We start from the raw sequence: 25,654 nt of genomic DNA, 5'->3' as shown, positions 1-25,654 counted from the left end.
AAAGCTCAAGCGGACGCCGGCGACAGCAACCATGGGAGGATGCACGTGACGCTTCTGAGAGTTCTGGTTCGCTCCGCCGCCCTGGCGGCCGCACTTCTCGCCACGTCGGCGCAAGCACAGGACGTTCGGATCGCCCTCGTGGCGAAGTCCCTCGGCAACGGCTTCTTCGAGGCCGCGGCCCGGGGCGCCGACGAGGCCGCCAAGCAGATCGGCGGCGTCAAGATCATCTATACCGGCCCCACCACGACTACGGCCGAGGGGCAGATCGAGGTGGTCAACGCCCTGATCTCCCAGAAGGTCGACGCCATCGCGATCTCGGCCAACGACAAGGATGCGGTGGTCCCGGTGCTCAAGCGCGCCATGCAGCGCGGCATCAAGGTCATCTCCTGGGATTCGGCGGTCGCGGCCGAGGGGCGCCAGCTGCACCTGAACCCCTCCTCCAATGCGCTCATCGGCAGCATGCTGGTCAAGCTCGCCGCCCAGGCGCTGCCGGAGGGCAAGGGCAAGATCGCGATCCTCTCGGCCACCGCCACCTCGACGAACCAGAACACCTGGATCGCCGAGATGAAGAAGGTTCTACCCGCGCATCCCGGCATCGACCTCGTGGCGACGGTCTACGGCGACGACCTCAGCGACAAGAGCTACCGCGAGACGCAAGGCCTCCTGCGGGTCCACCCGGACGTCAAGGTCATCGTGGCGCCCACCTCGGTGGGGATCGTGGCGGCGGCGCAGGCCGTGAAGGATGCCGGCAAGGCCGGCCAGGTCTTCGTCACCGGCCTCGGCCTGCCCTCCGAGATGGCGGGCGCGGTCCATGCCGGCGTCACCAGGAGCTTCGCGATCTGGAACCCGATCGACCTCGGCTACACGGCCGCCTACCTCGCCCACGACCTCGTGAAGGGGGCCACGGCCGCCCCGGGCGCCGAACTGCCGATCGGCCGCATGGGCAAGCTCAAGATCGAGGCCGGCGCCGAGGGTGCCATGGCGGAGCCCTTCGTCTACGACGGGACGAATATCGACCAGTTTGCCAAGATATTTTGACAGAGGTCGTCTAAAATAGACCTTGTGGGATCCTGTTTGATCGGACCATTTTAGATTTATTCCGCGCCACGTCATTCCGGGGCCGCAAAGCGGAGCCCGGAATGACGCGGAGGATCTCAAGACCGTAGAGAGTCGAACAGGCTCTGACCTCTTCCTCCTTCGGCCGGTGTGCCGGAGGAGCGGCGGGCGGAGGATGACGCCAAGGCGCACGCGCCCCTGACGTCATCCGCCGCCGGATACCTTCTCCGGATCCCTGAGAGAAGGACGAGCGAATAGTTGGGAGCGAAGCGCCGTGTCCTGCGCCCTGAAGATCCGTCCGCCCTCTGCTGCGGAGCCCGCCCTGCCGGCCCCGCTTCTGGAGCTGCGCAGCATCGCCAAGCATTTTCCCGGGGTCAAGGCGCTCGACGGCGTCGACCTGGTGCTGCGCCCGGGCCGCGTCACCGCGCTGATCGGCGAGAACGGGGCCGGCAAGTCGACCCTGGTCAAGATCCTCACCGGCATCCACCGCCCCGACGCGGGCGAGATCCTGGTCGGCGGACATCCGGTCAGCTTCGCCTCGCCCCGGGACGCCGAGGCGGCCCGCATCACCGCCATCCACCAGGAAACGGTGCTGTTCGACGAACTCACCGTCGCGGAGAACATCTATCTCGGCCACGCGCCGCGGACCCGCCTCGGCCTGGTGGACTGGTCGGCGATGCGGGCGCGGGCGGCCGCCCTGCTGCACGGGCTCGACGCGCCGATCCGGCCGACGACCCGCCTGCGCGACCTCTCCATCGCCCAGCGCCATCTCGTCGCCATCGCGCGCGCCCTGTCGGTCGACAGCGAGGTCGTGATCATGGACGAGCCGACCGCCGCCCTGTCGCACAAGGAGGTGGACGACCTCGTCCGCGTGGTCGAGCGCCTGAAGGCCCAGGGCAAGGCGATCCTGTTCATCAGCCACAAGTTCGAGGAGCTGGACCGCGTCGCGGACGATTACGCGGTGTTCCGCGACGGCCGCTCGGTCGGGGCGGGCCGCATGGCCGAGGTCGACCGCGACACCCTGGTCCGCCTGATGGTCGGGCGCAGCGTCGACCAGGTCTTCCCCAAGGTCGCGGCAACCCTGGGCGAGCCGATCCTGGAGGTGAGGGACTACGCCCACCCGACCGAGTTCGACGCCATCTCCTTCACCCTGCGCCGCGGCGAGATCCTGGGCCTCTACGGCCTCGTCGGCGCCGGCCGCTCGGAGCTGTGCCAGTCGCTGTTCGGGATCACGGCGCCCTCCTCCGGGACGGTCGCGGTCGAGGGCCGGCCAGTCCGGATCCGGTCGCCGTCGGACGCCATCCGCGCCGGCCTCGTCTACGTGCCCGAGGAGCGCGGGCGCCACGGCGCGGTGACGGCGATGCCGATCGTCGAGAACGTCACCCTGGCGAGCCTCGGCCGCGTCTCGCGGCGCGGCTTCCTGCGCTCGGCCGAGGAATTCAGTCTCGCCCGGCTCTACGCCGAGCGCCTCGACCTGCGCGCGGCCTCGCTGGCGCAGCCCGTCGGCACCCTGTCGGGGGGCAACCAGCAGAAGGTCGTGATCGGCAAGTGGCTCGCCGCCGGGCCGAAGGTCGTGATCCTGGATGAGCCGACCAAGGGCATCGACATCGGCTCGAAATCCGCCGTGCACGCCTTCATGAGCGAGCTCGCCGGCCAGGGCCTGGCGGTCCTGATGGTCTCCTCCGAGCTGCCCGAGATCCTCGGCATGGCCGACCGGGTTCTGGTGATGCGCGAGGGCCGGATGGCGGGCCTGTTCGAGCGCGAGGGGCTCACCCCCGAGACCCTGGTCGCCGCCGCCACCGGCAACGTCGTCGCGGCGAACGAAGGGAGTGCCCGGCGATGAGCGCTTCGTCCCGCCCCGACATCCCGGCGGCCGGCCCGTTGCGCGCCGCCTTCGCCCGGCGCGAGATGCTGCTCGCCGCCGCCCTCGCGCTGCTCATCGCCGGCATCGCCGCCCGCTTCCCGGCCTTCGTGACGGCGCCCAGCCTCGCCGGGGTCTTCAACGATACCTCGATCCTGATCATCATGGCGCTCGGACAGGCCGCCGTGATCCTGACCCGCTCGGTCGACCTGTCGGTGGCCGCCAACGTGGCGCTCACCGGCATGGTGGTGGCGCTGATCGACGCCCATCACGGCCTGCCCGTCGGGCTGACGATCCTCGTCGCCCCCGCCCTCGGCCTCGTGCTCGGCGCGGTCAACGGCGCCCTGGTGTGGCGGCTCGGGATGCCGCCCATCGTGGTGACGCTCGGCACGCTCACGATCTATCGGGGACTCGCCTTCGTGCTGTCGGGCGGCGCCTGGATCAACAGCTTCCAGTTCACGCCCTCCTTCCTGGCGGTGCCGCGGGCCGAGCTTCTCGGCCTGCCCGCGCTGAGCTGGATCGCGGTCGCCACGATCGCCGCGGCGTGGCTGGTCTTTAACCGCACGGCGGTCGGGCGGGGCTGGTTCGCGGTCGGGGGCAACCCGGTCGCGGCGGCCTATGCGGGGATCGATCCCGGCCGCGCGCGCTTCCTCGCCTTCTGCTTCTCGGGCCTCCTCTCGGGCCTGTGCGGCTACCTGTGGGTGGCGCGCTACGCCGTGGCCTATGTCGACCTCGCCTCCGGCTTCGAGCTCGACGTCATCGCGGCCTGCGTGATCGGCGGGGTATCGATCGCCGGCGGCATCGGCTCGGTCGCCGGCGCGGTCCTGGGCGCCCTGTTCCTCGGCACGATCAAGAACGCCCTGCCGGTCGTGAACGTGTCGCCCTTCGCCCAGATGGCGATCTCCGGCGCCATCATCATCGCGGCGGTCGCCCTGAACACGCGGGCCGAGCGCCGCCGCGGCCGCATCATCCTGCGGCCCCAGCACCCGCAACCGGCGGAATGATGCCATGATCCTGCCAAGGACGACCCCGAATCCGACGCCGCAGACGGCACCCCCGGCCGCCCCCCGCGCCATCCCCGACCGGCTCGGCTCGCCGCTCCGGCAGGCCGCCACGAGCTGGGAGGCGCTCCTCCTGGCGCTGGCCGCGGCGATCTTCGCCGCCGACGCCTTGGCCTCGCCCTACTTCCTCGACATCTGGAACCTGTCGGACGCCACCTTCAACTTCTCCGAGAAGGCGATCATCGCCCTGGCGATGGCCTTCGTGGTGATGGGAGGCGAGATCGACCTGTCGGTCGGCGGCATCATCGCGCTCGCCTCGACGGCGATGGGCCTCGCCGCCACCTCCGGCGCCGGGACGCTCACCGTCGCGGCGATCGGGCTCGGGGTCGGCGCGGCCTGCGGCCTCCTCAACGGGATCCTGGTGGCGCGGCTCGGGCTGCCCTCGATCATGGCGACGATCGGCACGATGAGCCTGTTCCGGGGCCTGAGCTACCTCGCCCTCGGCGACGGGGTGCTGAAGGACTACCCGGCGGATTTCGGCTGGTTCGGCCAGGGCTACGTCTGGCAGGCCCTGTCCTTCGAGTTCGCCAGCTTCCTCGCCCTCGCGGTCGTGGCCGGCCTCGTGCTGCACAAGACGGTGTTCGGCCGCGCCGTGCGGGCGATCGGCAACAACGCCTTCGCGGCGCGCTTCTCAGGGATCCGGGTCGAGCGCATCCGCCTCGTCCTGTTCCTGATGACCGGCCTCGCCTCCGGTCTCGCGGCGGTGATGCTGACGAGCCGGCTCGGCTCGACACGCCCCTCCATCGCGCTCGGCTGGGAACTCGACGTGGTCACGATCGTGGTGCTCGGCGGCATCAGCATCCAGGGCGGCGCGGGCACGATTGCGGGCGTGGTGATCGCCGCCTTCGTGATGGGCCTCGTCACCTACGGGCTCGGCCTCCTCAACGTGCCGGGCATCATCATGTCGATCGTCATCGGGGCCATGCTGATCGGCACCATCGCGCTGCCGATCCTGATCACCCGCCTCGTCCCGCGCCGGAGGCCGACATGATCGGCCCCTTCGACCCCGCCACGCACGAGAAGCACGCCTTCGCGATGCGGCTGCGGCCCGGCTGCGAGGAGGCGTATCGCCGTCGCCACGACGCGCTCTGGCCGGAACTCGCGGCCCTTTTGCGCGACGCCGGCATCGCCGACTACTCGATCCACCTCGAACCGGGTACCGGCCTCCTCTTCGCGGTCCTGTGGCGGCGGCGCGACCACCGCATGGACGCCCTGCCCGATCACCCGGTGATGCGCCGCTGGTGGAGTCACATGGCCGACCTCATGGAGACTGGGCCGTCGCACGCGCCCGTCGTGCTGCCGCTGCGCACGCAGTTCCATCTGCCATGATCCACCTGCCATGATCCCGCCTTCCATGAGCAGCGCCCCCGCCCCCCGCCGCGTCGCGGTGCTCGACATCGGCAAGACCAACGTCAAGCTGGTCGTCCTCGACGCCGCGACGGGCGACGAGATCTGGGCCAGGCGGGTGCCGAACGCCGTCCGGCGGGACGGCCCCTACCCGCATGCCGACGTCGGGGCGATCGAGGCGTTCCTCCTCGACGCCCTCGCGGATGCAGGCGCCGCCGTCGGGATCGACGCCGTGTCGATCACCACGCACGGGGCCACCGGCGCGCTGATCGGGCCGGACGGTCTCGTCCTGCCGGTGCTCGACTACGAGCATGACGGCCCCGACGCCCTCGCGGACGAGTATGCGCGGGTCCGCCCGGATTTCGCCGAAACCTTCTCGCCGCGCCTGCCCGGCGGCCTGAACCTCGGCGCGCAGCTCTTCTGGCAGGCGCGGCGCTTTCCGGACGCCTTCGGCCGCGCCACCGCCTTCCTCACCTATCCGCAATACTGGGCGTGGCGCCTCACCGGGGTCGCCGCCACCGAGGCGACCTCCCTCGGCTGCCACACCGATCTCTGGGCGCCCGAGAAGGGTAGCTTCTCGACACTCGTCGACCGGATGGGCTGGCGCGGGTTGATGGCCCCGGTGCGCTCGGCCTTCGACGTCCTCGGAACCCTGGACCCCGCCCTCGCCGGCAGGGCCGGCCTTCAACCCGCACTGCCCGTCGCCTGCGGGTTGCACGATTCCAACGCCTCCCTCCTGCCGTATCTCCGGGACGAGGCGGGCCCCCAGACGATCATCTCGACCGGCACCTGGATCGTCGCCCTGGCGGTAGGGGCGCCGCTCGGGCGCCTCGACGCGGCGCGCGACATGCTCGCCAATGTCGATGCCTATGGCCGGCCCGTGCCCTCCGCCCGCTTCATGGGCGGCCGGGAATTCGATCGCCTGACCGGCGGCCGGGCGAGCGAGCCGGACCCGGCCGTCGTGGCCTCCGTGCTCGCCCGCGGCGTGATGGCGCTGCCCTGCTTCGCCCCCGGCAGCGGCCCGTTCCCGGATGCCGTCGGCCGCTGGTCGCACGATCCGGACGGGCTGACCGCGCCCGAGCGCCATGCCGCGGCGAGCCTCTACGCGGCCCTGATGACGGCGACCTGCCTCGACCTGCTCGGGGCTGTGGGCGCTGTCACCCTCGAGGGGCCCTTCGCCGGCAACGCGCTCTACCTCGAGGCCCTGGGCCACCTCGCGCGCCGGAGCGTCCGGGCCTCCTCGGGCCGGACCGGCACGAGCGTGGGGGCCGCCGCCCTCCTCTCGGCGCCGCGCGAGGAGCTGCCGGCTTTGTCCGTACCCGCGGGAGGCGCCGGGCTCCTGAGCGCGGAGATCGAGACTTATGCGGCACGCTGGCGCGCCGCCGCCGGGGTGGAGAGATTTCCCCCGGAACGTCGCGGCAGCTGACATCGGAGCCGGTCGGCGCGCGCGCCGTCCTCCGCTGCCGTCTCGCGCAGGCCCTCCCCCTGCGCCGAGCTCGACGAGATCACGCGGTCGGGCCGTCGTCGCGCGGGGTCTTCCAGGACACGTAACGGGTGTTGGCGAACCGGAAGACCAGGAATTGCCACGCCGTCTGTCGGGCGATCGTCATCTCCCGCGGCTCGCCCGTCGCCTTGTCGTAGACGAGGTCGCAGGACTGGCCGGACTGATCCAGCTTGGTCTCTGACCACATGAGGGCGATCTTGACCGAGCCCGGGGTGTGGGCGACCTCGTAGCCGCCGATCTTGAGGACGGGTGCGGGATCGCTCGACCAGGTCTTCGTCTCGCCCCGCTCCTCCACCTCGACATCGCCATGCCCAGCCGCGTGGCCGCGGCTCTTCGTCCCCGGAAGACTGAGATCGACGATGAAGGTGAAGCGCCGCGGCGTCCGCATCGGGACGAGGGCGATCAGGCGCCGCGCATCGCTGACGGAGAAGGTCGGCCCCTCGGCCACGAGGCGATCCAGGATCGCGTTGGCTTCGAGGCGCTCGGCAAGGGTCATCGCGGTCGTCGCTCCAGGAGGCTGGAGCACTTATCCGCGCTGCGATCCCGGAGCCATGCCCTACAGATGTCTGAGGCCGAAATTTTCCAACAGGGGGAGCAGGTTGTCGCGCGCACGGATGCGGTGCTCGCGGGCGTGCCGGTGCGCACCGGGCGCGTCGCCCTCGCGGATCGCCGCGATGATGCGGCGATGTTCGGCCACTGACGCGTCGAGTTCCTGGCGCAGTCGCAAGGTCAGCATCCGGGCGCGGTGCGACTGGTCGTTGATGGTCTGCATGATCCGGATCAACCGCCCGTTGCCGGCCTGCTCGACGAGCGTCCGATGGAAACCCTCATCCGCGAGGCCCCAGGCCGGGAGGTCGCCGCCGGTCTGTGCCGCAGCCATCGCGTCCGTGTGCGCCGCGAGCGCGTCGGCGGCGCGCAGCCGCTCGGGGGCCGGCAGCCCGGCGACCCGCTCCGCCGCCTGCCCCTCCAGGGCGATGATGACGTCGTAGATCTCGCGCATGTCCTCCGGCGCGAGGGCGCAGATCAGGATGCCGCGCCGCGGCAGCACCCGCACCAGCCCATCCTCCTGCAGCCGGATCGCCGCTTCGTGCACGGGCGTGCGGCTCATGCCGAGCCGCAGCGCGATCTCCTGCTCGGAGGCCTGGTAGCCGGGAGCGAAATCCGAGTTCCGGATCGCCAGCTTCATGGCCGCGTAGGCGTCGTCGACGAGAGAGGGGCGCCGTTCGCCGTCGTCGGTTCGTGCCGGTTTCGCCCGCGCCATCTCGCCACCCGATCACACCGCCCGCTCTCCCGATTAGCATCTTCCATGCAAGTTTCAACGGAACCGTTGACGGCTCCGCACTGCGATGGCATACGCCATGCGAGCTTGCATGGAAGTTGGCACGAAAGCTGGCGCGCGGTGCAGGCGATTCCATAGGAGGAAACGATGGACCGCTCGCTCGAGCAGGCCACCATGCGCCGCGTCGCGTGGCGCCTGGTCCCCTTCATCTGCCTGCTCTACTTCATCGCCTTCATCGACCGCGTGAACATCGGCTTCGCCGCGCTGACGATGAACAAGGATCTCGGCTTTTCCTCCGCAGTCTTCGGCTTCGGGGCCGGCATCTTCTTCTTCGGATACTTCCTGTTCGAGGTGCCGTCGAACATCGTCCTCGACAGGGTCGGGGCCCGCCTGTGGATCGCCCGGGTGATGATCACCTGGGGCCTCATCTCCGGCGCCTTCGCCTTCGTGAAGGGCGAGTACAGCTTCTACGCCCTGCGCTTCCTGCTCGGCGCGGCGGAGGCCGGTTTCTTTCCCGGCATCATCCTCTACCTGAGCTACTGGTTCCCGGCCCGCTACCGCGCCGGCGTCGTCTCGCTGTTCATGGCCGCGGCGCCGATCTCGGTGGTGCTCGGCTCGCCCCTGTCGAGCGCGCTCCTCGCGATGGACGGCATCCTCGGCCTGCACGGCTGGCAGTGGATGTTCCTGATCGAGGCGGTCCCGGCGGTGGTGCTCGGCGTCGTCGTGCTGTTCTACATGACCGACCGGCCCGAGAAGGCGACGTGGCTGCCCGATGACCAGCGCGCCTGGCTCGTCGCCGAGATGAATGCGGAGCATGCCCGCAAGACGGTGGGCGCCGAGCACGGCACCATCAAGCACGGGATCATGGCGGGCATGGCCGACCTGCGCGTCCTCGCCCTGGCCCTGGTCTATTTCGGCACCTCGGCCGGCCTCTACACCCTCGGCATCTGGGCGCCGCAGATCATCAAGAGCTTCGGCCTCTCCAACATGGCGGTCGGCTTCCTCAACGGCGTGCCGCCGACGCTCGCGATCGTCGCGATGATCCTGTGGGCACGGCACTCTGACAGGACCGGCGAGCGTACCTGGCACGTCGTCATCGCCTGCCTCGTCGCCTCGGTCGGGCTGCTGCTCGCCGGTGGCGCGGACTCGACGCTGGCGGTGATCGCCGCACTCAGCCTGGTCAACATCGGCATCAGCGCAGCCAAGCCCCCGCTCTGGGCGATGCCGACCATGTTCCTGTCGGGTCAGGCCGCGGCGGTCGGCATCGCCACGATCAACTCGATCGGCAATCTCGGCGGGTTCGTCGGTCCCTGGGTGATCGGCTGGATCAAGGACCAGACCGGCAGCTTCACCGGCGGGCTGTTCTTCGTCTCCGGCCTGCTCGTCCTCTCCGCCATCGTCACCGTGATCGTCGCCCGCGCCGGGCGGCGCAGCGAGGCGGCCGACGCCGTCGCGCACTGATCCCCCTTCCACATCCCTCATCACACACGGAGATCCGTCATGACCAAGACCTACAGAATCGCCGCGATCCCGGCCGACGGCATCGGCATCGAGGTCATCGCCGCCGGCGTCGAGGTGCTGAACGCCCTCGCCGAGAAGACCGGCACGTTCAACTTCCAGTTCGACCACTTCGACTGGGGCTCGGACTACTACAAGAAGCACGGCGTGATGATGCCGGCAGATGGGCGCGAGCAGATCAGGAACCACGATGCGATCTACTTCGGTGCCGTCGGCGCGCCGGACGTGCCCGATCACATCACCCTGTGGGGCCTGCGGCTCGCGATCTGCCAGCCCTTCGACCAGTACGCCAATGTCCGCCCGACCCGGATCCTGCCCGGCATCACCAGCCCGCTGCGCCACGTCTCGGGCCCGGAGCTCGACTGGGTGATCGTGCGCGAGAACTCGGAGGGCGAGTATGCGGGCGTCGGCGGGCGCGTGCACCAGGGCCACCCGGAGGAGGTCGCCACCGACGTCTCGATGATGACGCGCACCGGCGTCTCCCGCATCATCCGCTACGCGTTCAAGCTGGCGCAGAGCCGGCCGCGCAAGCTTCTGACGGTCGTCACGAAGTCGAATGCCCAGCGCCACGCCATGGTGATGTGGGACGAGATCGCCGCCGAGGTGGCGCAGGAATTCCCGGACGTGACCTGGGACAAGATGCTGGTCGACGCCATGACGATGCGCATGGTGATCAAGCCCGAGACCCTCGACACCATCGTGGCGACGAACCTGCACGCCGACATCCTGTCGGACCTCGCCGCGGCGCTCGCCGGCTCGCTCGGCATCGCACCGACCGCGAACATCAATCCGGAGCGCAAGTTCCCGTCGATGTTCGAGCCGATCCACGGCTCGGCCTTCGACATCACCGGCAAGGGCATCGCCAACCCGGTCGCGACGTTCTGGACCGCCTGCCAGATGCTGGAGCATCTCGGCGAGAAGCCGGCGGCCGACCGGCTGATGCGCGCGGTGGAGCGGGTGACCGCCGATCCGAGCCTGCACACCCCCGATCTCGGCGGCAAGGCGACGACCCGCCAGGTCACCGACGCCGTCATCGCTGCGATCCAGGGCGACAACGAGTAAGGGGGACGCCGTGACCGAGCCCGGAGATCTCCTGCGGCGGCTGTTCGCGGCCGCCGTGGCGGCGGCCGATCCGGCCGTCAGCCTCGCCAAGGCCCTGCCCGAGCCGCCCCGCGGGCGCACGATCGTCGTCGGGGCGGGGAAGGCGGCCGCGTCGATGGCCCGCGCCGTCGAGGCGGCCTGGCCGGGAGACCTCTCCGGGCTCGTGGTCACCCGCTACGGGCACGGCGCCCCGACCACCCGGATCGAGGTGGTCGAGGCGTCCCACCCGGTGCCGGATGCCGCCGGCGAAGCCGCCTCGAAGGCCATCCTCGACCTCGTCGCCGGGCTGACGCCCGACGACCTCGTGCTCTGCCTGATTTCCGGCGGCGGTTCGGCCCTGCTGTCGCTGCCGGCGCCGGGGCTGACGCTCTCCGACAAGCAGGCGGTCAACCGCGCCCTGCTGGAATCCGGTGCGGCGATCGGCGAGATGAACTGCGTGCGCCGCCACCTCTCGGGCATCAAGGGCGGACAGCTCGCCGCCGCCTGCCACCCGGCCCGGGTGGTGACGCTGCTGATCTCCGACACCCCCGGCGACGATCCCCTCGACATCGCCTCCGGCCCGACCGTGGCGGATCCGACGACCTGTGCCGACGCGCTGGCGATCCTCGATCGCTACCGGATCGAGGTCCCGGAGGCTGTGCGCCTCCACCTCGCGGCCGGTCGGGGTGAGTCGGTCAAGCCCGGCGACCCGCGGCTCGGCCCCACCGACCTGCGGATGGTCGCGACCCCGCTGATGGCGCTTCAGGCCGCGGCAAGCCTCGCCCGGCGCGAGGGCATCACTCCTTACATTCTCGGCGACGCGATCGAAGGCGAGGCGCGCGAGGTCGGCAAGGTCATGGCCGGGATCGCCAGAAGCGTCGCCGTCCACGGCCTGCCGGTCCCGAAGCCCTGCCTGCTGCTCTCGGGCGGCGAGACCACCGTGACGGTGCGGGGCGAGGGCCGCGGCGGACGCAACGTCGAGTTCCTGCTGGCGCTCGGGGCCGCTCTCGACGGGCATCCCGGCATCCACGCCGTGGCCGGGGACACCGACGGCGTCGACGGCTTGGAGGAGATCGCGGGCGCCGTGCTGGCGCCCGACACCAAGGCGCGGGCCGCAGCCCTCGGCCTGTCGCTCACGGCGAGCCTCGACCGCAACGACGGGCACGGGTTCTTCGAGGCGCTCGGCGACGGCGTCATCACCGGCCCGACACTCACCAACGTCAACGACTTCCGGGCGATCCTGATCGTCTGACACCCCCCTCCCCGCGACACCAGAAGGCGGCCGTTCCCCGCGGCCGGATCGCGTCATGCGCCGTCACCGCCACGCCAAGATCGTCGCCACCGTGGGTCCGGCGAGCTCCGCTCCCGATCGGCTGAAAGCCCTGTTCCTGGCCGGGGTCGACACCTTCCGCCTCAACTTCAGCCACGGCACCCACGACGACCACGCCGAGGTCCATGCCGCCATCCGGGCGCTCGAGGCGGAGGTGGGCCGCCCCATCGGCATCCTCCAGGACCTGCAGGGCCCGAAGATCCGCATCGGCACGCTCAGGGACGGGCGCCTCGATCTTGAGGCGGGGGAGACCGTGCGCTTCGTGCTGGAGGGACGGGACGGCGGCAAGCAGGCCATCCCGCTGCATCACCCGCAGATCTTCGCGGCCGTCGTGCCGGGGCAGGACCTGCTGATCGACGACGGCCGGGTGCGGGTGCGGGTCATCGGGCTGGAGGCCGCCGCGATCACCGCCGAGGTGGTGACCGGCGGGATCATCTCCAACCGCAAGGGCGTCAACCTGCCCGGCACCCTGCTCGACCTCTCGCCGCTGACCCAGAAGGACCGCGCCGACCTCGCCTTCGGCCTCGAACTCGGCGTCGACTGGGTCGCCCTGTCCTTCGTGCAGAAGCCCTCCGACCTGGTCGAGGCCCGCGCCCTGGTCGGGGACCGGGCCGGGCTGCTCGCGAAGATCGAGAAGCCGCAGGCGCTGGAGCGGATCGAGGACATCATCCGCCTCTCGGACGCCGTGATGGTGGCCCGCGGCGACCTCGGCGTCGAGATCCCGCACGAGGACGTGCCGGGTCGCCAGAAGGAGCTGATCCGGGCCTGCCGGCTGGCGGTGAAGCCGGTGATCGTGGCGACGCAGATGCTCGACTCGATGGTCGGCGCGCCGGCCCCGACCCGGGCGGAGGCCTCGGACGTCGCGACCGCGATCTACGACGGCGCCGACGCGGTGATGCTCTCGGCCGAGTCGGCGACCGGCCGATATCCGGTCGAGGCGGTGTCGATGATGGACCGGATCATCCGCTCGGTGGAGGGGCACAAGCTCTACCACTCGATCGTCGCGGCCTCGGACCCGGGCGAGGAGGAGACGCCGCCGCACGCGGTGGCGACCGCGACCGCGACGCTCGCCGAGGCGCTGCACGCCAAGGCGATCGTGACCTACACGGCGAGCGGGACGACCGCGGCGCGCGTCGCGCGCAAGCGGCCCGAGCCGCCGATCCTGGCACTGACGCCGAACCTCGCGACCGCGCGGCGGCTATGCCTGCTCTGGGGCGCGCACAGCGTGCAGACCGAGGACGTGAACTCCTACGAGGGGATGGTCGCCAAGGCCGCGCACCACGCACGGGTCGAGGGCTTCGCAACGTCCAACGACCACATCGTCATCGCGGCCGGCATCCCCTTCCATACGACCGGCAACACCAACAACATCCGGCTGGTGCAAATCTGATACCAACGGTCGTTGGAAAACGACCTTTGGTTCCGTTCTCGAATTTTCGCCAAGCCCAAGGTCCTGGATTTCTGGGCTTGGCATCGAAAATTCGAGATGGATCAATGGCCCCGTCGATCTCGGGCCTGCCCGAGATCGAATGATGCGTCAGCATCTTGGGCCATTGGTATGACTGGAGATCCGGTGCGGCGACGCGCCGGCGACATCCGGCGGAGCGGCTCGGGATGGGCGCTGCGCGCCATGAGGACGGCGTCGGTCGCCCGCTCCGGCTCCTCGACGCTGCGGGATCGTGCCTGGCTTCGCCCCATCCGCTCCGCCCGCGGGCGAGGCAGGTGCCGGCGATCGCTCGACGTCCTCCACTCACTCGAGACGGACGATGCCGACCGTACGGGTCCCGGTCACCGCGTAGCGGGCGAAGTCGAGGTTCGGCCAGAACGGCGTCCCGAGCCTCAGGTCTGCGAAGCCGCGCATCAGGCTCCCCCGGGTCAGGTCGCGCCCGGCCGCGACGAGGGCATCCACCAGGAGCCTGGCCGCGGCGAGGGCGAGGCGCTGGCGGACCGGCCGCGCCCCGTCGACACCGGGCCCGGCCGCCGGATCGGTCAGGACGAGGCGCAGGCCCCGCCGGCCCAGCACTCCGAGGCTCGGCGCGATCTCCGGGCCGAGGGCGAAGATGCGCCCGCCCGCCGGGGCCTGCGCGGCCAGGCGCGGCCAGTCGACGGTCTCGGCGATCACGACCATGTCCGGCGGCAGGGATTCGGGTGGCAGGGGATCGGGCGGCAGGCCGACGACGCGGCCGAGATCGGCGGCCGGCAGGGCTCTCCGTCCCGCGGCGTCGGCGAGGATGGGGGCGTCCGGCGGCGCTTCGCGCAGCAGCGCCGCCGCCTGGTCGCGCCGCGAGGCGGAGAGCGCCCGCACCTCGTCGGGACGCGCGGCGTCGTCGACGGGCAGGAGCGGGAACAGGAGCGGGATGCCCGCCGCGCGAGCCTCCGCCCCGGCTTCCGGCGAAAACAGCACGGCAAGCGGCGCCTCCGGGCCGTCCGCGAGCGGCGCGGCGACCGTCGTGAAGACGACGCGCCGGCCGTGGACGAGCCCGTGCTCGCCGAGAATCCCGCGCATCGCTTGCCCCAGGGCGCCCGCGAGGTCCGCACCGGCGCGGGCGTCGATCCCCAGGACAACGGCGTCCGGCCCGACGCCCCGACGCTCGACGAAGCGGCGCTCGCCGAGGTGATCCCACAGGGCGGAGGCCTGCGCCCCGTCGAGGGGGTAGCGGGGCATGAGGGCGGCGAGCGGGCGCCCCGCGGCGTCCCGGCCCTCGGTCACGGCCCGCGCGAAGCTGGCGCGGTCATAGGCCGGGCGGTCGAGGGTGTGGCGGGTCAGGGCGGCGGAATCGATCGGCGGAACGATCGCTGCGCCCTCCCGGCCGCCGGCGCCGTCCCGGGCGTGGCAGTCGCGGCAGGGGCCGGCCCCGGGGCGCAGGCCCGTCAGGAAGAGGCGCTCGGCCGAGGCGGCGTCCTGCGCCCGCGCCGGGATGGCCTGCGGCAACAGCGCGAGGAGCAGCCGCGCGAGGACCCGCCGGACGACACGATTCCGGAGGCGCCGCGGCCTCACCGCGCCGCCGCCAGCACGGCCGCCGTCAGGGCCTCGGGGGTCGCCCGGTCCTCCGGGATGCGCGCGACGGCGCGGCCGGCCGCATCGAAGACCAGGAAGAACAGCGGGTGATCGGCGGCGTTGCCGAAGACCATGCCGAGGCCGTCGAGGAGCGGGTAGAGCTGGTCGGGGACGCCGGTCAGGAAGGTCCGCGACGGGCCGGGGCCGAACTGCTCCGCGTGGCGGCGCAGGTCCTCGGGGCGGTTGTCCGGATTGATGGTCAGCGTCACGAGCCGGACGTCGCCGCGGCCGCGGGCGGCGAGCGCGTCCTCGACCAGGTTCATCCTGTGGTCCGAGAGCGGGCACTGCACCTGGCAGCCGACCAGCGTGAACGACACCAGCGTCACGCCCCGGCCGAGCACGTCGCTGCGGAACCGCACCGGCCTCGACCGGGTGTCGCGCAGCTCCGCGTCGGTCGCCACCACCGCGGCCGCGCCTCCCGCCCCTCCCCGGGCGGTGACGCCGAGGGTGAGTCCCGTGGCGGGCACGGCCGCGAGGGCGAGGACAAGGGCGAGGCTCGCGCGCGCGGCGTGGCCGGAGGGACTCGGAGTCATCGCGGTGCCTCGCTCGCGGGCGGGTGGCGCAGGTCGACGGTGGCCGGGCGCGCCCCCACCCCGCGCCCGTCGCCGGCGGTGAGCGCGTAGAGCGTCCGGCGCGACCGGAAGGCGGCGGTCCGTAAGCTGCCGTCGCCGGCCGGGGCGGCCGCGACGATCACGACGCCGCCGCCATCCAGGGCGGCGAGGCGCAGGCGGGTCGGCGCCGCGACCGGCCAGTTGTGCAGGCGGATTGCCAGCACGGTCGCGTCCGGGTCGTGGGCCAGGATCTCCGCCGACAGGGCCGGCGGGGGCGGCGGCTCCGGGGCCGCCGCGACCGGCAGCGGCAGGCAGGCGCCGGTGCCGCCGATGCCGGTGGTGGCGACGAGGTCCCAGGCGCCGCCGGAGGGCAGGCGGGCGGTGCTCTCGAAGGTGCCCGGCCCGTGCCGGACGAAGGAGCGCGGGAAGGCCGCGAGCGCCGCGGGCGGCGCGCCCTTGAGCTCCAGCGCCTGCTTGGGCGACGACGTCAGGCCGCCGCCCGCCAGCACCGTGTGCAGCATGGCGCCCCCCGGCCGCACGACGGCGACGGCGGAGAGCGGTTCGAGGGGGACCATCATCGGGCCGAAGCGCGGCCCTGCCCCGGGCCGGCGCGTCTCGTCGAGCCGGACGTCGCGGGTGGCGGCATCGCCGGTGGCGAGGGCCGCGAGATCGATCACCGTGACGACCGGGCGCGTCGGCCAGGTCAGGAACGCGGCCGAGGCGGTGACCAGCACCTCGTCGAAGGCCTCCGGCGCCGCAAAGCCGTGCACGCGCCGCCCGAACGGCAGGTCGATCACGCCCAGCTCGACCCCGCCGGCCGGGGAGCGGGCGGCGGCGACCGCCCAGCGCCCGCTTCCGTCGACCGCGAGCCCGATGACGGGACCCGGCAGGCCGAGATCCTCCGGGCGGTCCGGGGCGTCGGCGTACAGGCGAACGAGGCGGCCGCCGCGCTCGGTGAGCAGCGCGTCGGCCGTCGCCGCCGCGACCGGCCCGACGCTGCCCGGCGGCAGGCGCAGGAGCGTCTCGCCGGTGCCGCGGTCGAGGAGCGCCGCCGACCCGTCGCCGCCGAGCGCCGCGATCCGGGCCGGACCGGCCTCGAGCAGGCGGACCGGCCCCGATCCCTCCGCGCCGGCGAAATCCGCGGTGGCGGCGACGCGCCCGGCCCGGTCGAGGAGCACGGCCCGGCCCGCCTCGGCGATCCAGGCGCCGCCGCGAGGCGCGGCCAGGATCGCGCCGGGCCGCCGCAGGCCCTGCGCCAGGGTCGCGGGCCGCCCCCAGGGCAGCGGCACCGCCACGACGTCGCCTTGCGCCGGGCGCGAGACCAGCATGTCGCCCCGGCCGCGATGGATCAGCAGCCCGCCCGGCCGCTCGCCGAGGGGGACGATGCCCGCGACGATGCGCGCGGCGGCGGGCCGGTGGGGATCGACGATCGCGATCCGGCCCTCGGCGTCGACGGTCGCCACCGACAGGCCCTCCAGCGCCACCGCGTCGGCCGGCGGGCGGTCCGTCGACCAGCGGGAGCGGGTCGCGTCCCGGCAGGAGCCGGTGCCCGGCCCGCGCGGGCTCAGCCACGCCGTTGGGGGCGCGGCCAGGGCCGCCTCGCCGCCCGCGGGATCGGTGAAGGCGATCCGGATGCGGAACGGCGCGTCAACCGGCACGACGTCGATGTCGCGGCCGTCGAGGTCGAGGAGCGTGGCGGACACCGCGAGGCCGGCGGTGTCGAGGGCGATGCGCGGGCCCGCCTCGTCGGAGGGCGGCTCGGCGGCAAAAGGCGTCGGGACCGCCGCCGGGACCGCCAGGACGGCGCTCAAGCCGGCCGCGGCGGCCATCGCCGGAGCTGTCAGCGGGCGCATGCCTGGGCCCCCGACGGCCCGGCATCGACGGTCAGGTGGCCCCAGACCCCCGCCGCCGTGATGTGCTGCGGCCCGTCCCGCCACAGGAAGGTGCCCGGAATCCGGGAGGCGCAGAGCGAGGCGGTCACCCCCTTGCCCGGCGCGAGCAGGGGGGAATGGGCGGAGCCGAAGCCCGGCAGCAGGTCGTCGTAGGGCGCGCCGTGCGCCACGAAGGCCCGCTGGCGCGCCCGCCCGGCCGGGTGGACGACCCGGATCATCACCTCCGCTCCCGGCTTGGCCGCGAGCGCCGGGGTCGGGATCGGCCGGTACTCGGCCGACAGGAAGTTCCGCGGGAAGGGATAGGCGTTCAGGTTGGTCCGGCTGCCGGGATAGTCGGTGCGGCCGAGCCCGGCCGGGACGCCCGGCGCGCCCGCCAGCCGCAGGTCGAAGGGGGCGCTGCGGTAGCTCACCGCCTTCTCGCCGAGGTCGTAGGAATCGTCGCAGACCGGGCAGTCGGGGCGCGGGTGGCCGCTATAGCCCTGCTCCTCGGAGGGCACGGCGTCGTCCCAGGGCTTGTTCTTGGGCGAGGGCTCCTTGGGCGAGGGCGGGTCCTCGTAGCTCCACTTGACCGGCGGCGTGCCCCAGGCGCGGGTCCAGAGATTGAGGCCGTCCTGGTAGAGCAGGGTATGCTCCTGCACGGTCGTCGGGCCGATCCGCACGGGGCAGGCCTTCGGATCGAGGCAGGGGACGACCGTCGGGACGCCGATCTCGGCGCTGCGCCCACCGCTCGGCGCGGACGCGGTCTGGAAGGGGGCGCCGCGCCGCGGCCCGGTCTCCTCGTCGGCCAGGCGGTTGTCCTCGCCGGTCCGCGGCAGAGCGGTCGCCCCGTGCGTGGCGCCGTAAGGCTCGACGACGAGGGTGCCGACGAGCCCGTGCGAGGCGTGCCCGATGAGGTCGCCCGCGACCCGGATCGGCTGCGCGCCGCCGGCATAGGGCTTGGCGGCGAGGAACATCGCCTGCCGGGGACGCAGCCAGGCGGCGATCGCCTCGGCGACGCGCCGCCCCCGCTCGGCTGCGGAGAGCTGCCCGGGCCCGGGCGCGGGCGAGGGATCGGGCCCAAAGCTCAGCCGGTGACCGGCCGGGTCGGCGCAGAACAGCACGGTCAGGACCGCGAACTCGACGTGGTCGGGGGCGCAGCCGGCGGAGGGGCGCTCGAGCACCCGGATGGCGGCCACGGGCGAGGGTGTGCCGTCCTCCCCCGGCGGCGGCGACCAGGGCGGGCCCAGCGCTTCGACGAGCTTCCCCGCATCGACGCTCAGCGAGCCCGCGTAGAAGGTCTGGGTGATCCAGGAGGCGGCCGGCAGGCAGCGCCGGCCCCCGCCGCGGTGGCAGCCCTGCCGGGTGCCGCCCTCCTCCACCTCCGCCTCCGCGCGCAGCGGCGGCGCCTGGTTGACGCCGAAGGGGAAGGGGACGCCGTTGCGCGGCGAGGTCAGCGAGGCCGGCAGGGTGAACGTGACCCGGGTCGTCGACTCGATCCCGCCCCGGCCGCCGGTCTGGCCGGGGTCGGTGTTCAGGGGCACGATGTTCGGCATCAGCGCGTCCCCGGGCGCGTCGCGCACCGCGCGCGGGTTGCGGCGCGCGTTCGGGGTCAGGGCATTGATCATGAGGACGTTGACGCAGTCGCCCGCATTGACCCGCAGGACGTACGGCTCCGGTGTCGCAACCCCGAGGTGCCGGATCTGCAGGAGCCTGCGGATCGTGGCCTGATCGGGGATCAGGCCGCGCTGCAGGATCTCCGCGTTCGACAGGATCTCGGCGCCCGGCTCGATGTCCGATTTCGCCTTGGCGTCCTGCACGATCGCGGAGAGCGGCAGGGAGGCGATCATCAGGGCGTCCGGGTCGAACAGGCCGTCCGCCCGGTCGTAGGGCAGCCCCGGCGTGCGCACCGCGTTGGCATAATCCAGGATCTGCCCCGCCCGGACCGCGACCATGATGGTCTCGACCTGCTTGGCGTCGGGCGGGCAGACCAGGGGCAGGCTGGTCGCGACGGTCGGGGGCGCCGCGGCACTGGCGGGCGGTCCCGCTTCGAGGGCGGCCGCGCCGTCCGCGCCCGGCGGCGGGGCGTCGGCCGCGAGCGGGCGGAAGCGGTCGTCCACCGGCTTCCCGTCGGCGAGGCAGGCGTCGAAGCCGCCGACCGCCTCCGGGTCGAGGAGGCAGCGGGCGACGTCGGAGGCCTTCGGCCGGTCGTAGATGCGCAGGAGGCCCCAGGCGCCGTTCCAGATCGCGTCCGCCGAGCCGTAGCTGTAGAGGTAGTCGAGGGCCTCGCGGCGGTCGCGCAGGTCCCGGACCCGCAATCCGCCCACCACGTCGGCGTTGAGGAGCGGCGCCGTGCCGGTGAGGTTCTGGAGCGGGTTGGCGCTCGCGCTCGCGTCCGGGCGCGGGTCGCGCACCCGCAGCGGCGACAGGGCGTAGCTCGCCGTCGCGGCCGGCGCGGCGAAGCCTGCCGCGAGCCCCGCCACGAGGTCCGAGGTGCCCGGGCTGGTGGCGCTGAAGCGCGCGCCGACCTCGAAATGCTCCGAGAGGCCGATCTCCTGGGCGGAGGTGTAGCCCAGGAGGTTGTCGCACCCGGCCGCGAGGGCGTCGAAGGCGAGCTGGTACGCTTGGTCGGCGGCGCCGGGAGTCGTTCCCGAGACGAGCGCCCGGGGCCGGCCGTCGCGGGCGGCCGGATCGTCGTGGCAGCGCTCGGTGCGGGCGCGCGGCGCGCCGGCGAGCCGCGACAGGTGCGGGCGCGCGGTCGGATAATGCTGGTCGACGTTGCGCCGGAAGGCGAGACCCTCGATCTTGAAGGTGTGCTGCACCTCCTGCGCGCCCTGGACCATGCGCAGCAGGACCCGCTCCCGGGCGAAGGCCTCGACCACCGGCGTGCAGGGGTCGCCGTGCCCCTCGGCGGCGGCCCGCTGGGTGTTCCAGATGCTGCGGAAGACGTTGGACAGGTTGCCGAACTCGTCCTCGCGCTGGTGGCGGACGTCGCGGTGGTTCTGCCGCTCCTTCCGTCCCGCCTCGTCCTCCGCGGCCGGACCGCCGGTCGTGCAGGGGTTGCGCATGAAGGCGAGCGGCGTGCCGCCCGCATCCGTCGCACCGACGCGCAGCGGCACGGGCTCGTTGCGGTAGTTCACGACGTAGGGGTCGTGGTGCTTCTGGCTGAAGGCCTCGGGCCGCGGCGGCGGCGCGACGGGCCGGCCGTTCTCCCCCCGCCAGCGCTCGGCGTGCTCGGACAGAGCGGCGACCCGGCCGGCGAAGGCCGCGGCGGGCGCGCCGCTCTCGCGCCGGACCGCCGGGAGGTCCCTCGGCACCGCGCCGGACGCGGTCGCGCAGAGTCCCGCGCGGCGGGCCGGGACGGCCTCGCCGGGCTCGATATCCGGATCGCGTGCGTCCTCGGGCCCGGACCCGTCGACGGTGCAGGCCGCCTCGCCGACGAGGCGGGCGAGGCCCTTGAGGTGGCCGCCGGGCCGCGCGTCGGCGCCGAAGGCCGCCGCCTCCTGGCGCGCGCCGTCGTAGAGGAGCGCAAAATCCGCGACCGCGAGGGCGAATTCGCGGCTGTTGGCGTGGGCCGGCCCCGGGGAGGCCGGGTCGACCGCCCGCGCCGCGACCTGCTCGACGACGGCGCGGGCGCCGACGAGGCCGCGCGCGTCCGCGGGGGGCGCCAGCGCCGGGGCGACCGGCGCGCCGGCGGCCGGGGGTTCGGGCGGCAGCACCCGGCCCGGCATGTCGGCCCGGGCCTGGCCGGGCCCGGCGAAACGCTCGACGCCGTGGGTGCTCGGCTCGATCAGCAGGGCCGCGTAGTAGCCGTGCTGCTGGATGTTGCTCGGCCCGAAATGGTCGTGGGTAAAGACCGTGCGCAAAGTTCGGTCGGCGGCGCGGCCGTCGCCGGTATTCGAGAGGATCGGGTCGGCGAACCAGCGCTGGACCGTGGTCTGGAAGTACCGGGCCCGGTCGTCCGCGCCCTTGCGCCGCCAGAGCCGGAGCGCGCGCAAGGCCGCCTGCGCCTCGGCGATCCGTGGGCGGTCGCCGGCTTCGATCGCGCCGTCGAGCGCCGTCCGGGCCGTCTCGAGGGCCGCGCATTCCGCGGCGCGGTCCCCGACCTTCGCACCCGCCGTCGTCTCGCCGCTGACGCTGCCGCCCGCGCGCCGCGCCGCGCAGATGCGGTCGAGGATCTCGTCGGGCGCGAAGGTCGCGTCCTCGTAGTTGAAGCCGTTGCCCGAGCCGTCGGCGGAGGTGACGTCGAACTTCACCAGGTGGATGTGCTGGCCGATCGTGTCGGTGGGGACCTTGAGCTGGAAGTCGTCGAGCTCGAGGTCCTTGGGCAGCTCGTTGGTGTGCCGGAGCTCGATGCACTCGCCCGAGAAGGCGCGGAAGAAGAACGGCTCGGCCCGGGCGCTGCGCGCCTCCTTCCAGCGGTCCGCCTCCGTGGTGAGCACCGCGATCCGGGCCTGCGGGTCGTGCCAGCCCGCGCGGTTCACGGTCATGTCGAACTGCACCGCCGAGACGCCGTAGCGGCGGAACGCCAGCAGCCCGGGATCGGGCACGAAGCCGAGGCCGGCGCGGCCGCGCACGGCTTCGAGCGCCGTATCCCCGGCGACCGCCGGGTCCGGCGCGGCCGCGAGCGTGACGTCCTCGAACACGTCGCGCTGCCCCGTGGCCCGCCGCAGGCCGATGTGGCGGCGAAAATCCACGCCGGCCAGCGTCGTCGGCGCGCCGCAGGGGTCGGCATAGGGCGCGCCGGGCGCGGGCGGGGCGCCGTTGACCGCAAAGCCCGTGGGACCCGGTCGCGGCGCGCCCGCGAGCGGCGGCATCCGCATCGTCGGGTAGGCGCCGAATTGCTGCACGGCGCCGGCCCCCGTCGCGGTGCGCAGCGGCATCGGCGTGCCGTCCGGCCGTCGTCCGTCGTGGTGGAAGGCCATCGCCGCGCGTTCGAGGGCCGTGCCGGCATGCGGCAGAATCTCGACGTCGAGCCGCTGGTACTCGCTGGTGAAGTCGCCCAGCGCCAGCATCCGCGGCACCAGGGTCGGCGCGAGCGCGGCCGTCGTCCGGTCGACGTCCTTCACGAGGTCGTCGCGCTCCTGCCGCGAGAGCACGGAGGGCGCCGAGAGGCCGCCGGTCACCCGGTGCCGCGGCAGGCCGCCGTCGAGGAGCGTGCCCGCGGGCGCCCCGCCTTCCTCTCCGGTCGCCCGCGCCATGTCGAGGGGCGGCTGCGGCGCCCGGTGCCCGGGCCGGCCGGCGATGTAGTACGGGTAGCCGGGCATCGCGTCGGCCTGCGCGACGGGCGCGGCCTCCGGGATGGCGGCCGTGGGGAGAGCCTGCGCTGGATCCGGCGCGTAGAGTGGCAGCAGCGGCGCCGCCTCGCCCGGGAGCGGCACCAGCCCGGGGACCGGCGTGCCCCGGGCCTTGCCCGAGCCGAGCCAGCGGCCGGAGGCGAGGTCGACCGAGCCCTGGCGCCGCTCGGCCGGCGCGGGGTTGGGGTCGACGGAGAGGCCGGGCCGGCCCTGGCCGTCGGGCAGCACCCGGCTGCCGTCCTCGAGCACGTCGTGGACCCGCCAGAGCGCCCACATGCCCTGCGCGAAATGCGGGTAGAGGTGGCAGTGGAAGATCGCGTCGCCGACCGTGCGGTTGCGGTTGCCGGAGCCCTTGCCGTCCTCCCACCACCCTTGGGCGGCGGGCGGCGCGGCGTCGCTGCGGTGCCGGTCGTGGCCGCCGTGATAGATGCGGTAGCTGTAGCCCTGCTGCGGCGCGATGGTCTGGCTGTCGAGATAGGCGCCGCGGTTCTCGTCGTTGCCCGCGAACCACTGGTGGGTGTGCAGGTGGAAGATATGGGTCTCCTTGCCCGCGTGCAGGTTGCGGAAGACGACCTTGTCGTTGAGGTAGGAGTGGTGGACGTTCGAGGGATCGTCCGGGAAGGCCTCCAGCAGCGCCGGGTCGCCGTTCGCCCAGCTCTCCAGGAAGAATTCCTCGTAGAGGCATTCGGGGCAGGCGGCGGCCGGGCCGATCCGCTTGCGGTTGGCCAGGATCATCGGGCCGGCGCCGGAGGCGCCGTAATTGATCGCGAAGCCGTCCCGCGCCGCCGAGAGCTGCCCGAACTGCCCGAGTTCCTTGAAATTATCGGCGAAGAAGGTCTTCAGTTCGTCGTGGAAGATCACGGTGAACTCGCGGAACGGCGCGCGCGCTTCGGCGGCGAGCCGCTGGGCCGTGCGCAGGTCCTCGCCCGCGAGCCCCGGGTCGACCGGCGGCAGGGGGCGGTTCGGGTCCGGGACGACGATGGCGTTGAGGTCGCCATGGACGATCTCGGCCCGGCCGTAGGCGACGCCGTCGACCGTCTCCGTACCGGTGCAGGGCCGCGCGACGGCGAGCACCGGGATCGGCGACGGCCCGCAGGGGAACGCTCCCGGGCGCGCGTCCATGGCGACCGGCCGCGCGACGGCGGCTGCGTAATCCGCCTCGCCCGTGCGGCGGTGGGGCAGCCGGTCGTCGGGGGCCGGCCGCCACAGCGCGTCGAAGCCCGCCTGCGTCACCTGGCTGCGCAGGGCGACCGCGCCCTGCGGCTCGACGATGAGCGCCCCGAACAGCCCGTGGATGAGGGAGCCCGCATCGGCCTCGCCGCCGGCCGGCGCCGCCAGGCTCGAGAACAGGTGCGTGCCCTCGCGCTCCAGCCGGAAGCGGCAGGTGAAGGCCTCGCCCGGCCTGGCGGCGTCGAGGCCGAGGCATTTCGGGTCGATGCCTGAGCCGGATGTCGGGAGCGGTTCGAGCCCGGGCATCGCGAGCGACAGCATCCGGGTCGCGGGCCAGTCGCCCTTGCGCTCGACGGTCCCGGCCTCGCGCTCCACCTTCGCGGCCTCGCGGTCCCCGGGCGTGCCGCGCGCCTCGACCTCGGCGAGCAGCTTGCCTGCGGCCGCGGCCTCGTCGCATTGGCGGGCGAAGGCCTTGCGCGCGTCGGCCCGGGTTGGGGGCGTCCCGGCGGCGGATGGCGCGTCCTTGCACCAGGGATCGGAGATGTCGGGCTGCTCGTCCATGAGCATGTTGCTCACGGTGATCTCGACGATGTCGCCGACATTCGCCCGCAGGACGAGCGGCCGCGCGCGCCGGCAATCCTTCAGCCGGACCTTGCCCGGCTCCAGCGTCCCGGTGCCGGCCCTCGTTCCATCCTCCTTCCGGCAGATATCGGCATCCGTGACCGGGCTCTCGCTCAGGTCCGACACGTCGCGCCGGAGGGCGAAGATCATGCCGTAGGGGTTGAACGAGCCGAAGCGGTTGTAGACCAGCAGTTGATCGAGGGCGACGATGTCCGCGTGCACGATCCGCCGAGGCGCCGGCGGCAAGTGCGGCGCGTCCGCCGCCCCGGCGCCACCGGCGCAGAGCCCGGCCCCGATCAGCGCCGCACCGGCATCGCCCGCGCGCCGCAGGCACGCACGAAACAGGCTGTAAAACAGAGCAGATGCCATCGCGTCGACACCCCGTTCGGACGCTGATCATGGCCCTTCGTACAAAATTTGCAAGTCGCCCGGCGCGGAAGACAGCGCATGATCGTCGTCACGACATGGTTGCAGCGTGTTCGATCACGTAAGACATCTTGATGTAACGGCGTATAGAGGGATAAATATTGCGATTTTATTATACAGTGAAATATCATTGGTTATAATTAGATTTTATATTTTTGATTTAAGTCGTGTTATTGCTCGTTGGGTGGATTTTTCGAAGAATATTGAGATAGCATCAAAATATTGTTTCGAAATACGTCGGTGCAGAATGCCAGTCATTCAAACAGATGATAAGACCACGGTGCGGTGTCCCGCCGGGAGCCGGACGGCCTCCATCCGTCGCGGCCGCGATGCCGGACGTGCAGCCGCAACTGGCCATCGCCCGGGGTCGGTCCTGTTCCAGGACGAGGGCGAGGCCCTCGCCGGCCGGGCCGGTTCCGGACGCCTCGGAGGTCGGGCGGGCGTTCACGCGAAGAATGCGCAGAGCCGCCGGGGAAACCCGGCGGCGGCCCGCGATCGTGGTCCCGGGTGCCGAGCGAGGCCGGTCGGCCGCCGGCGGTCGAAACCGTTCACGTCACGCGTCGTACGATGTCCGGATGATCGCTCGGCGATTGCTACGCGATCGCGTTCGTGATGCGAAAAATCGGC

At 72.8% G+C, this 25,654-nt stretch carries 16 protein-coding genes; 10 read left to right on the top strand and 6 right to left on the bottom strand.

The genetic code is table 11. The features are described 5' to 3' along the window. The first annotated feature begins 45 nt into the window (after positions 1-45). The 6 genes from rhaS to ABZT49_RS00235 all read left to right on the top strand — a co-directional run bounded on the left by rhaS (position 46) and on the right by ABZT49_RS00235 (position 6,751). Positions 46-1,038, top strand: coding sequence for a rhamnose ABC transporter substrate-binding protein (rhaS, locus tag ABZT49_RS00260; protein ID WP_407943410.1), 993 nt, complete (start codon positions 46-48; stop codon positions 1,036-1,038). A gap of 292 nt (positions 1,039-1,330) precedes the next feature. Continuing rightward, positions 1,331-2,899 (top strand): sugar ABC transporter ATP-binding protein, encoded by a 1,569-nt coding sequence (locus ABZT49_RS00255; RefSeq protein ID WP_355281472.1) that lies wholly within the window; start codon positions 1,331-1,333, stop codon positions 2,897-2,899. 65 nt (positions 2,900-2,964) lie between these two features. Next, positions 2,965-3,921: an ABC transporter permease gene (locus ABZT49_RS00250; protein ID WP_355281545.1), complete on the top strand. Its 957-nt coding sequence runs from the start codon at positions 2,965-2,967 to the stop codon at positions 3,919-3,921. 4 nt (positions 3,922-3,925) lie between these two features. Further along, positions 3,926-4,969, top strand: coding sequence for an ABC transporter permease (locus ABZT49_RS00245; protein WP_355281469.1), 1,044 nt, complete (start codon positions 3,926-3,928; stop codon positions 4,967-4,969). Beyond that, positions 4,966-5,307, top strand: coding sequence for an L-rhamnose mutarotase (locus tag ABZT49_RS00240; RefSeq protein ID WP_355281466.1), 342 nt, complete (start codon positions 4,966-4,968; stop codon positions 5,305-5,307). The genes ABZT49_RS00245 and ABZT49_RS00240 overlap by 4 nt, the downstream gene beginning before the upstream one ends. Positions 5,308-5,332: 25 nt before the next feature. Further along, positions 5,333-6,751: an FGGY-family carbohydrate kinase gene (locus ABZT49_RS00235; protein WP_355281463.1), complete on the top strand. Its 1,419-nt coding sequence runs from the start codon at positions 5,333-5,335 to the stop codon at positions 6,749-6,751. A 79-nt stretch (positions 6,752-6,830) separates the two neighbouring features. Here ABZT49_RS00235 and ABZT49_RS00230 read toward each other — a convergent pair whose 3' ends face one another. Both ABZT49_RS00230 and ABZT49_RS00225 read right to left on the bottom strand, forming a co-directional pair. Beyond that, the gene (locus ABZT49_RS00230) at positions 6,831-7,325 is read right to left on the bottom strand and encodes a hypothetical protein (RefSeq protein ID WP_355281460.1); all 495 of its coding nucleotides are present in this window, start codon (positions 7,323-7,325) and stop codon (positions 6,831-6,833) included. Positions 7,326-7,385: 60 nt separating this feature from the next. Beyond that, on the bottom strand, positions 7,386-8,090 hold the full coding sequence (locus ABZT49_RS00225) for a GntR family transcriptional regulator (protein WP_355281458.1): 705 nt from the start codon (positions 8,088-8,090) through the stop codon (positions 7,386-7,388). A 165-nt stretch (positions 8,091-8,255) separates the two neighbouring features. On the opposite strand from ABZT49_RS00225, the gene ABZT49_RS00220 reads away from it, so the two are divergent. The 4 genes from ABZT49_RS00220 to pyk are packed head-to-tail and all read left to right on the top strand — an operon-like array spanning position 8,256 to position 13,426. Continuing rightward, on the top strand, positions 8,256-9,569 hold the full coding sequence (locus ABZT49_RS00220; RefSeq protein ID WP_355281455.1) for an MFS transporter: 1,314 nt from the start codon (positions 8,256-8,258) through the stop codon (positions 9,567-9,569). Between the two features lie 39 nt (positions 9,570-9,608). Then, positions 9,609-10,688 carry a tartrate dehydrogenase gene (locus tag ABZT49_RS00215; protein WP_355281452.1) on the top strand — a complete coding sequence of 360 codons (1,080 nt, stop codon included), beginning with the start codon at positions 9,609-9,611 and terminating at the stop codon, positions 10,686-10,688. A gap of 10 nt (positions 10,689-10,698) precedes the next feature. Further along, the gene (locus ABZT49_RS00210; protein ID WP_355281449.1) at positions 10,699-11,958 is read left to right on the top strand and encodes a glycerate kinase; all 1,260 of its coding nucleotides are present in this window, start codon (positions 10,699-10,701) and stop codon (positions 11,956-11,958) included. A gap of 55 nt (positions 11,959-12,013) precedes the next feature. Further along, positions 12,014-13,426, top strand: coding sequence for a pyruvate kinase (gene pyk, locus ABZT49_RS00205; RefSeq protein ID WP_355281447.1), 1,413 nt, complete (start codon positions 12,014-12,016; stop codon positions 13,424-13,426). A 360-nt stretch (positions 13,427-13,786) separates the two neighbouring features. On the opposite strand, the gene ABZT49_RS00200 is transcribed toward pyk, so the two are convergent. The 4 genes from ABZT49_RS00200 to ABZT49_RS00185 form a co-directional block, all read right to left on the bottom strand. Then, positions 13,787-14,968 carry a hypothetical protein gene (locus ABZT49_RS00200; protein ID WP_355281444.1) on the bottom strand — a complete coding sequence of 394 codons (1,182 nt, stop codon included), beginning with the start codon at positions 14,966-14,968 and terminating at the stop codon, positions 13,787-13,789. A gap of 62 nt (positions 14,969-15,030) precedes the next feature. Further along, positions 15,031-15,627, bottom strand: a complete 597-nt coding sequence (locus tag ABZT49_RS00195) for an SCO family protein (protein WP_355281442.1) — start codon at positions 15,625-15,627, stop codon at positions 15,031-15,033. Further along, on the bottom strand, positions 15,624-17,498 hold the full coding sequence (locus tag ABZT49_RS00190; protein ID WP_355281439.1) for a hypothetical protein: 1,875 nt from the start codon (positions 17,496-17,498) through the stop codon (positions 15,624-15,626). The genes ABZT49_RS00195 and ABZT49_RS00190 overlap by 4 nt, the downstream gene beginning before the upstream one ends. Then, positions 17,486-24,970, bottom strand: a complete 7,485-nt coding sequence (locus ABZT49_RS00185; protein WP_355281436.1) for a hypothetical protein — start codon at positions 24,968-24,970, stop codon at positions 17,486-17,488. Before ABZT49_RS00185 ends, ABZT49_RS00190 begins: the two co-directional genes overlap by 13 nt. Positions 24,971-25,654: the final 684 nt, after the last annotated feature.

Source organism: Methylobacterium sp. EM32 (genome assembly GCF_040593685.1).
GTDB lineage: Bacteria > Pseudomonadota > Alphaproteobacteria > Rhizobiales > Beijerinckiaceae > Methylobacterium.
The sequence above is the reverse complement of the archived record's forward strand: the minus strand, read 5'-3'. Positions and strand labels throughout refer to the sequence as shown.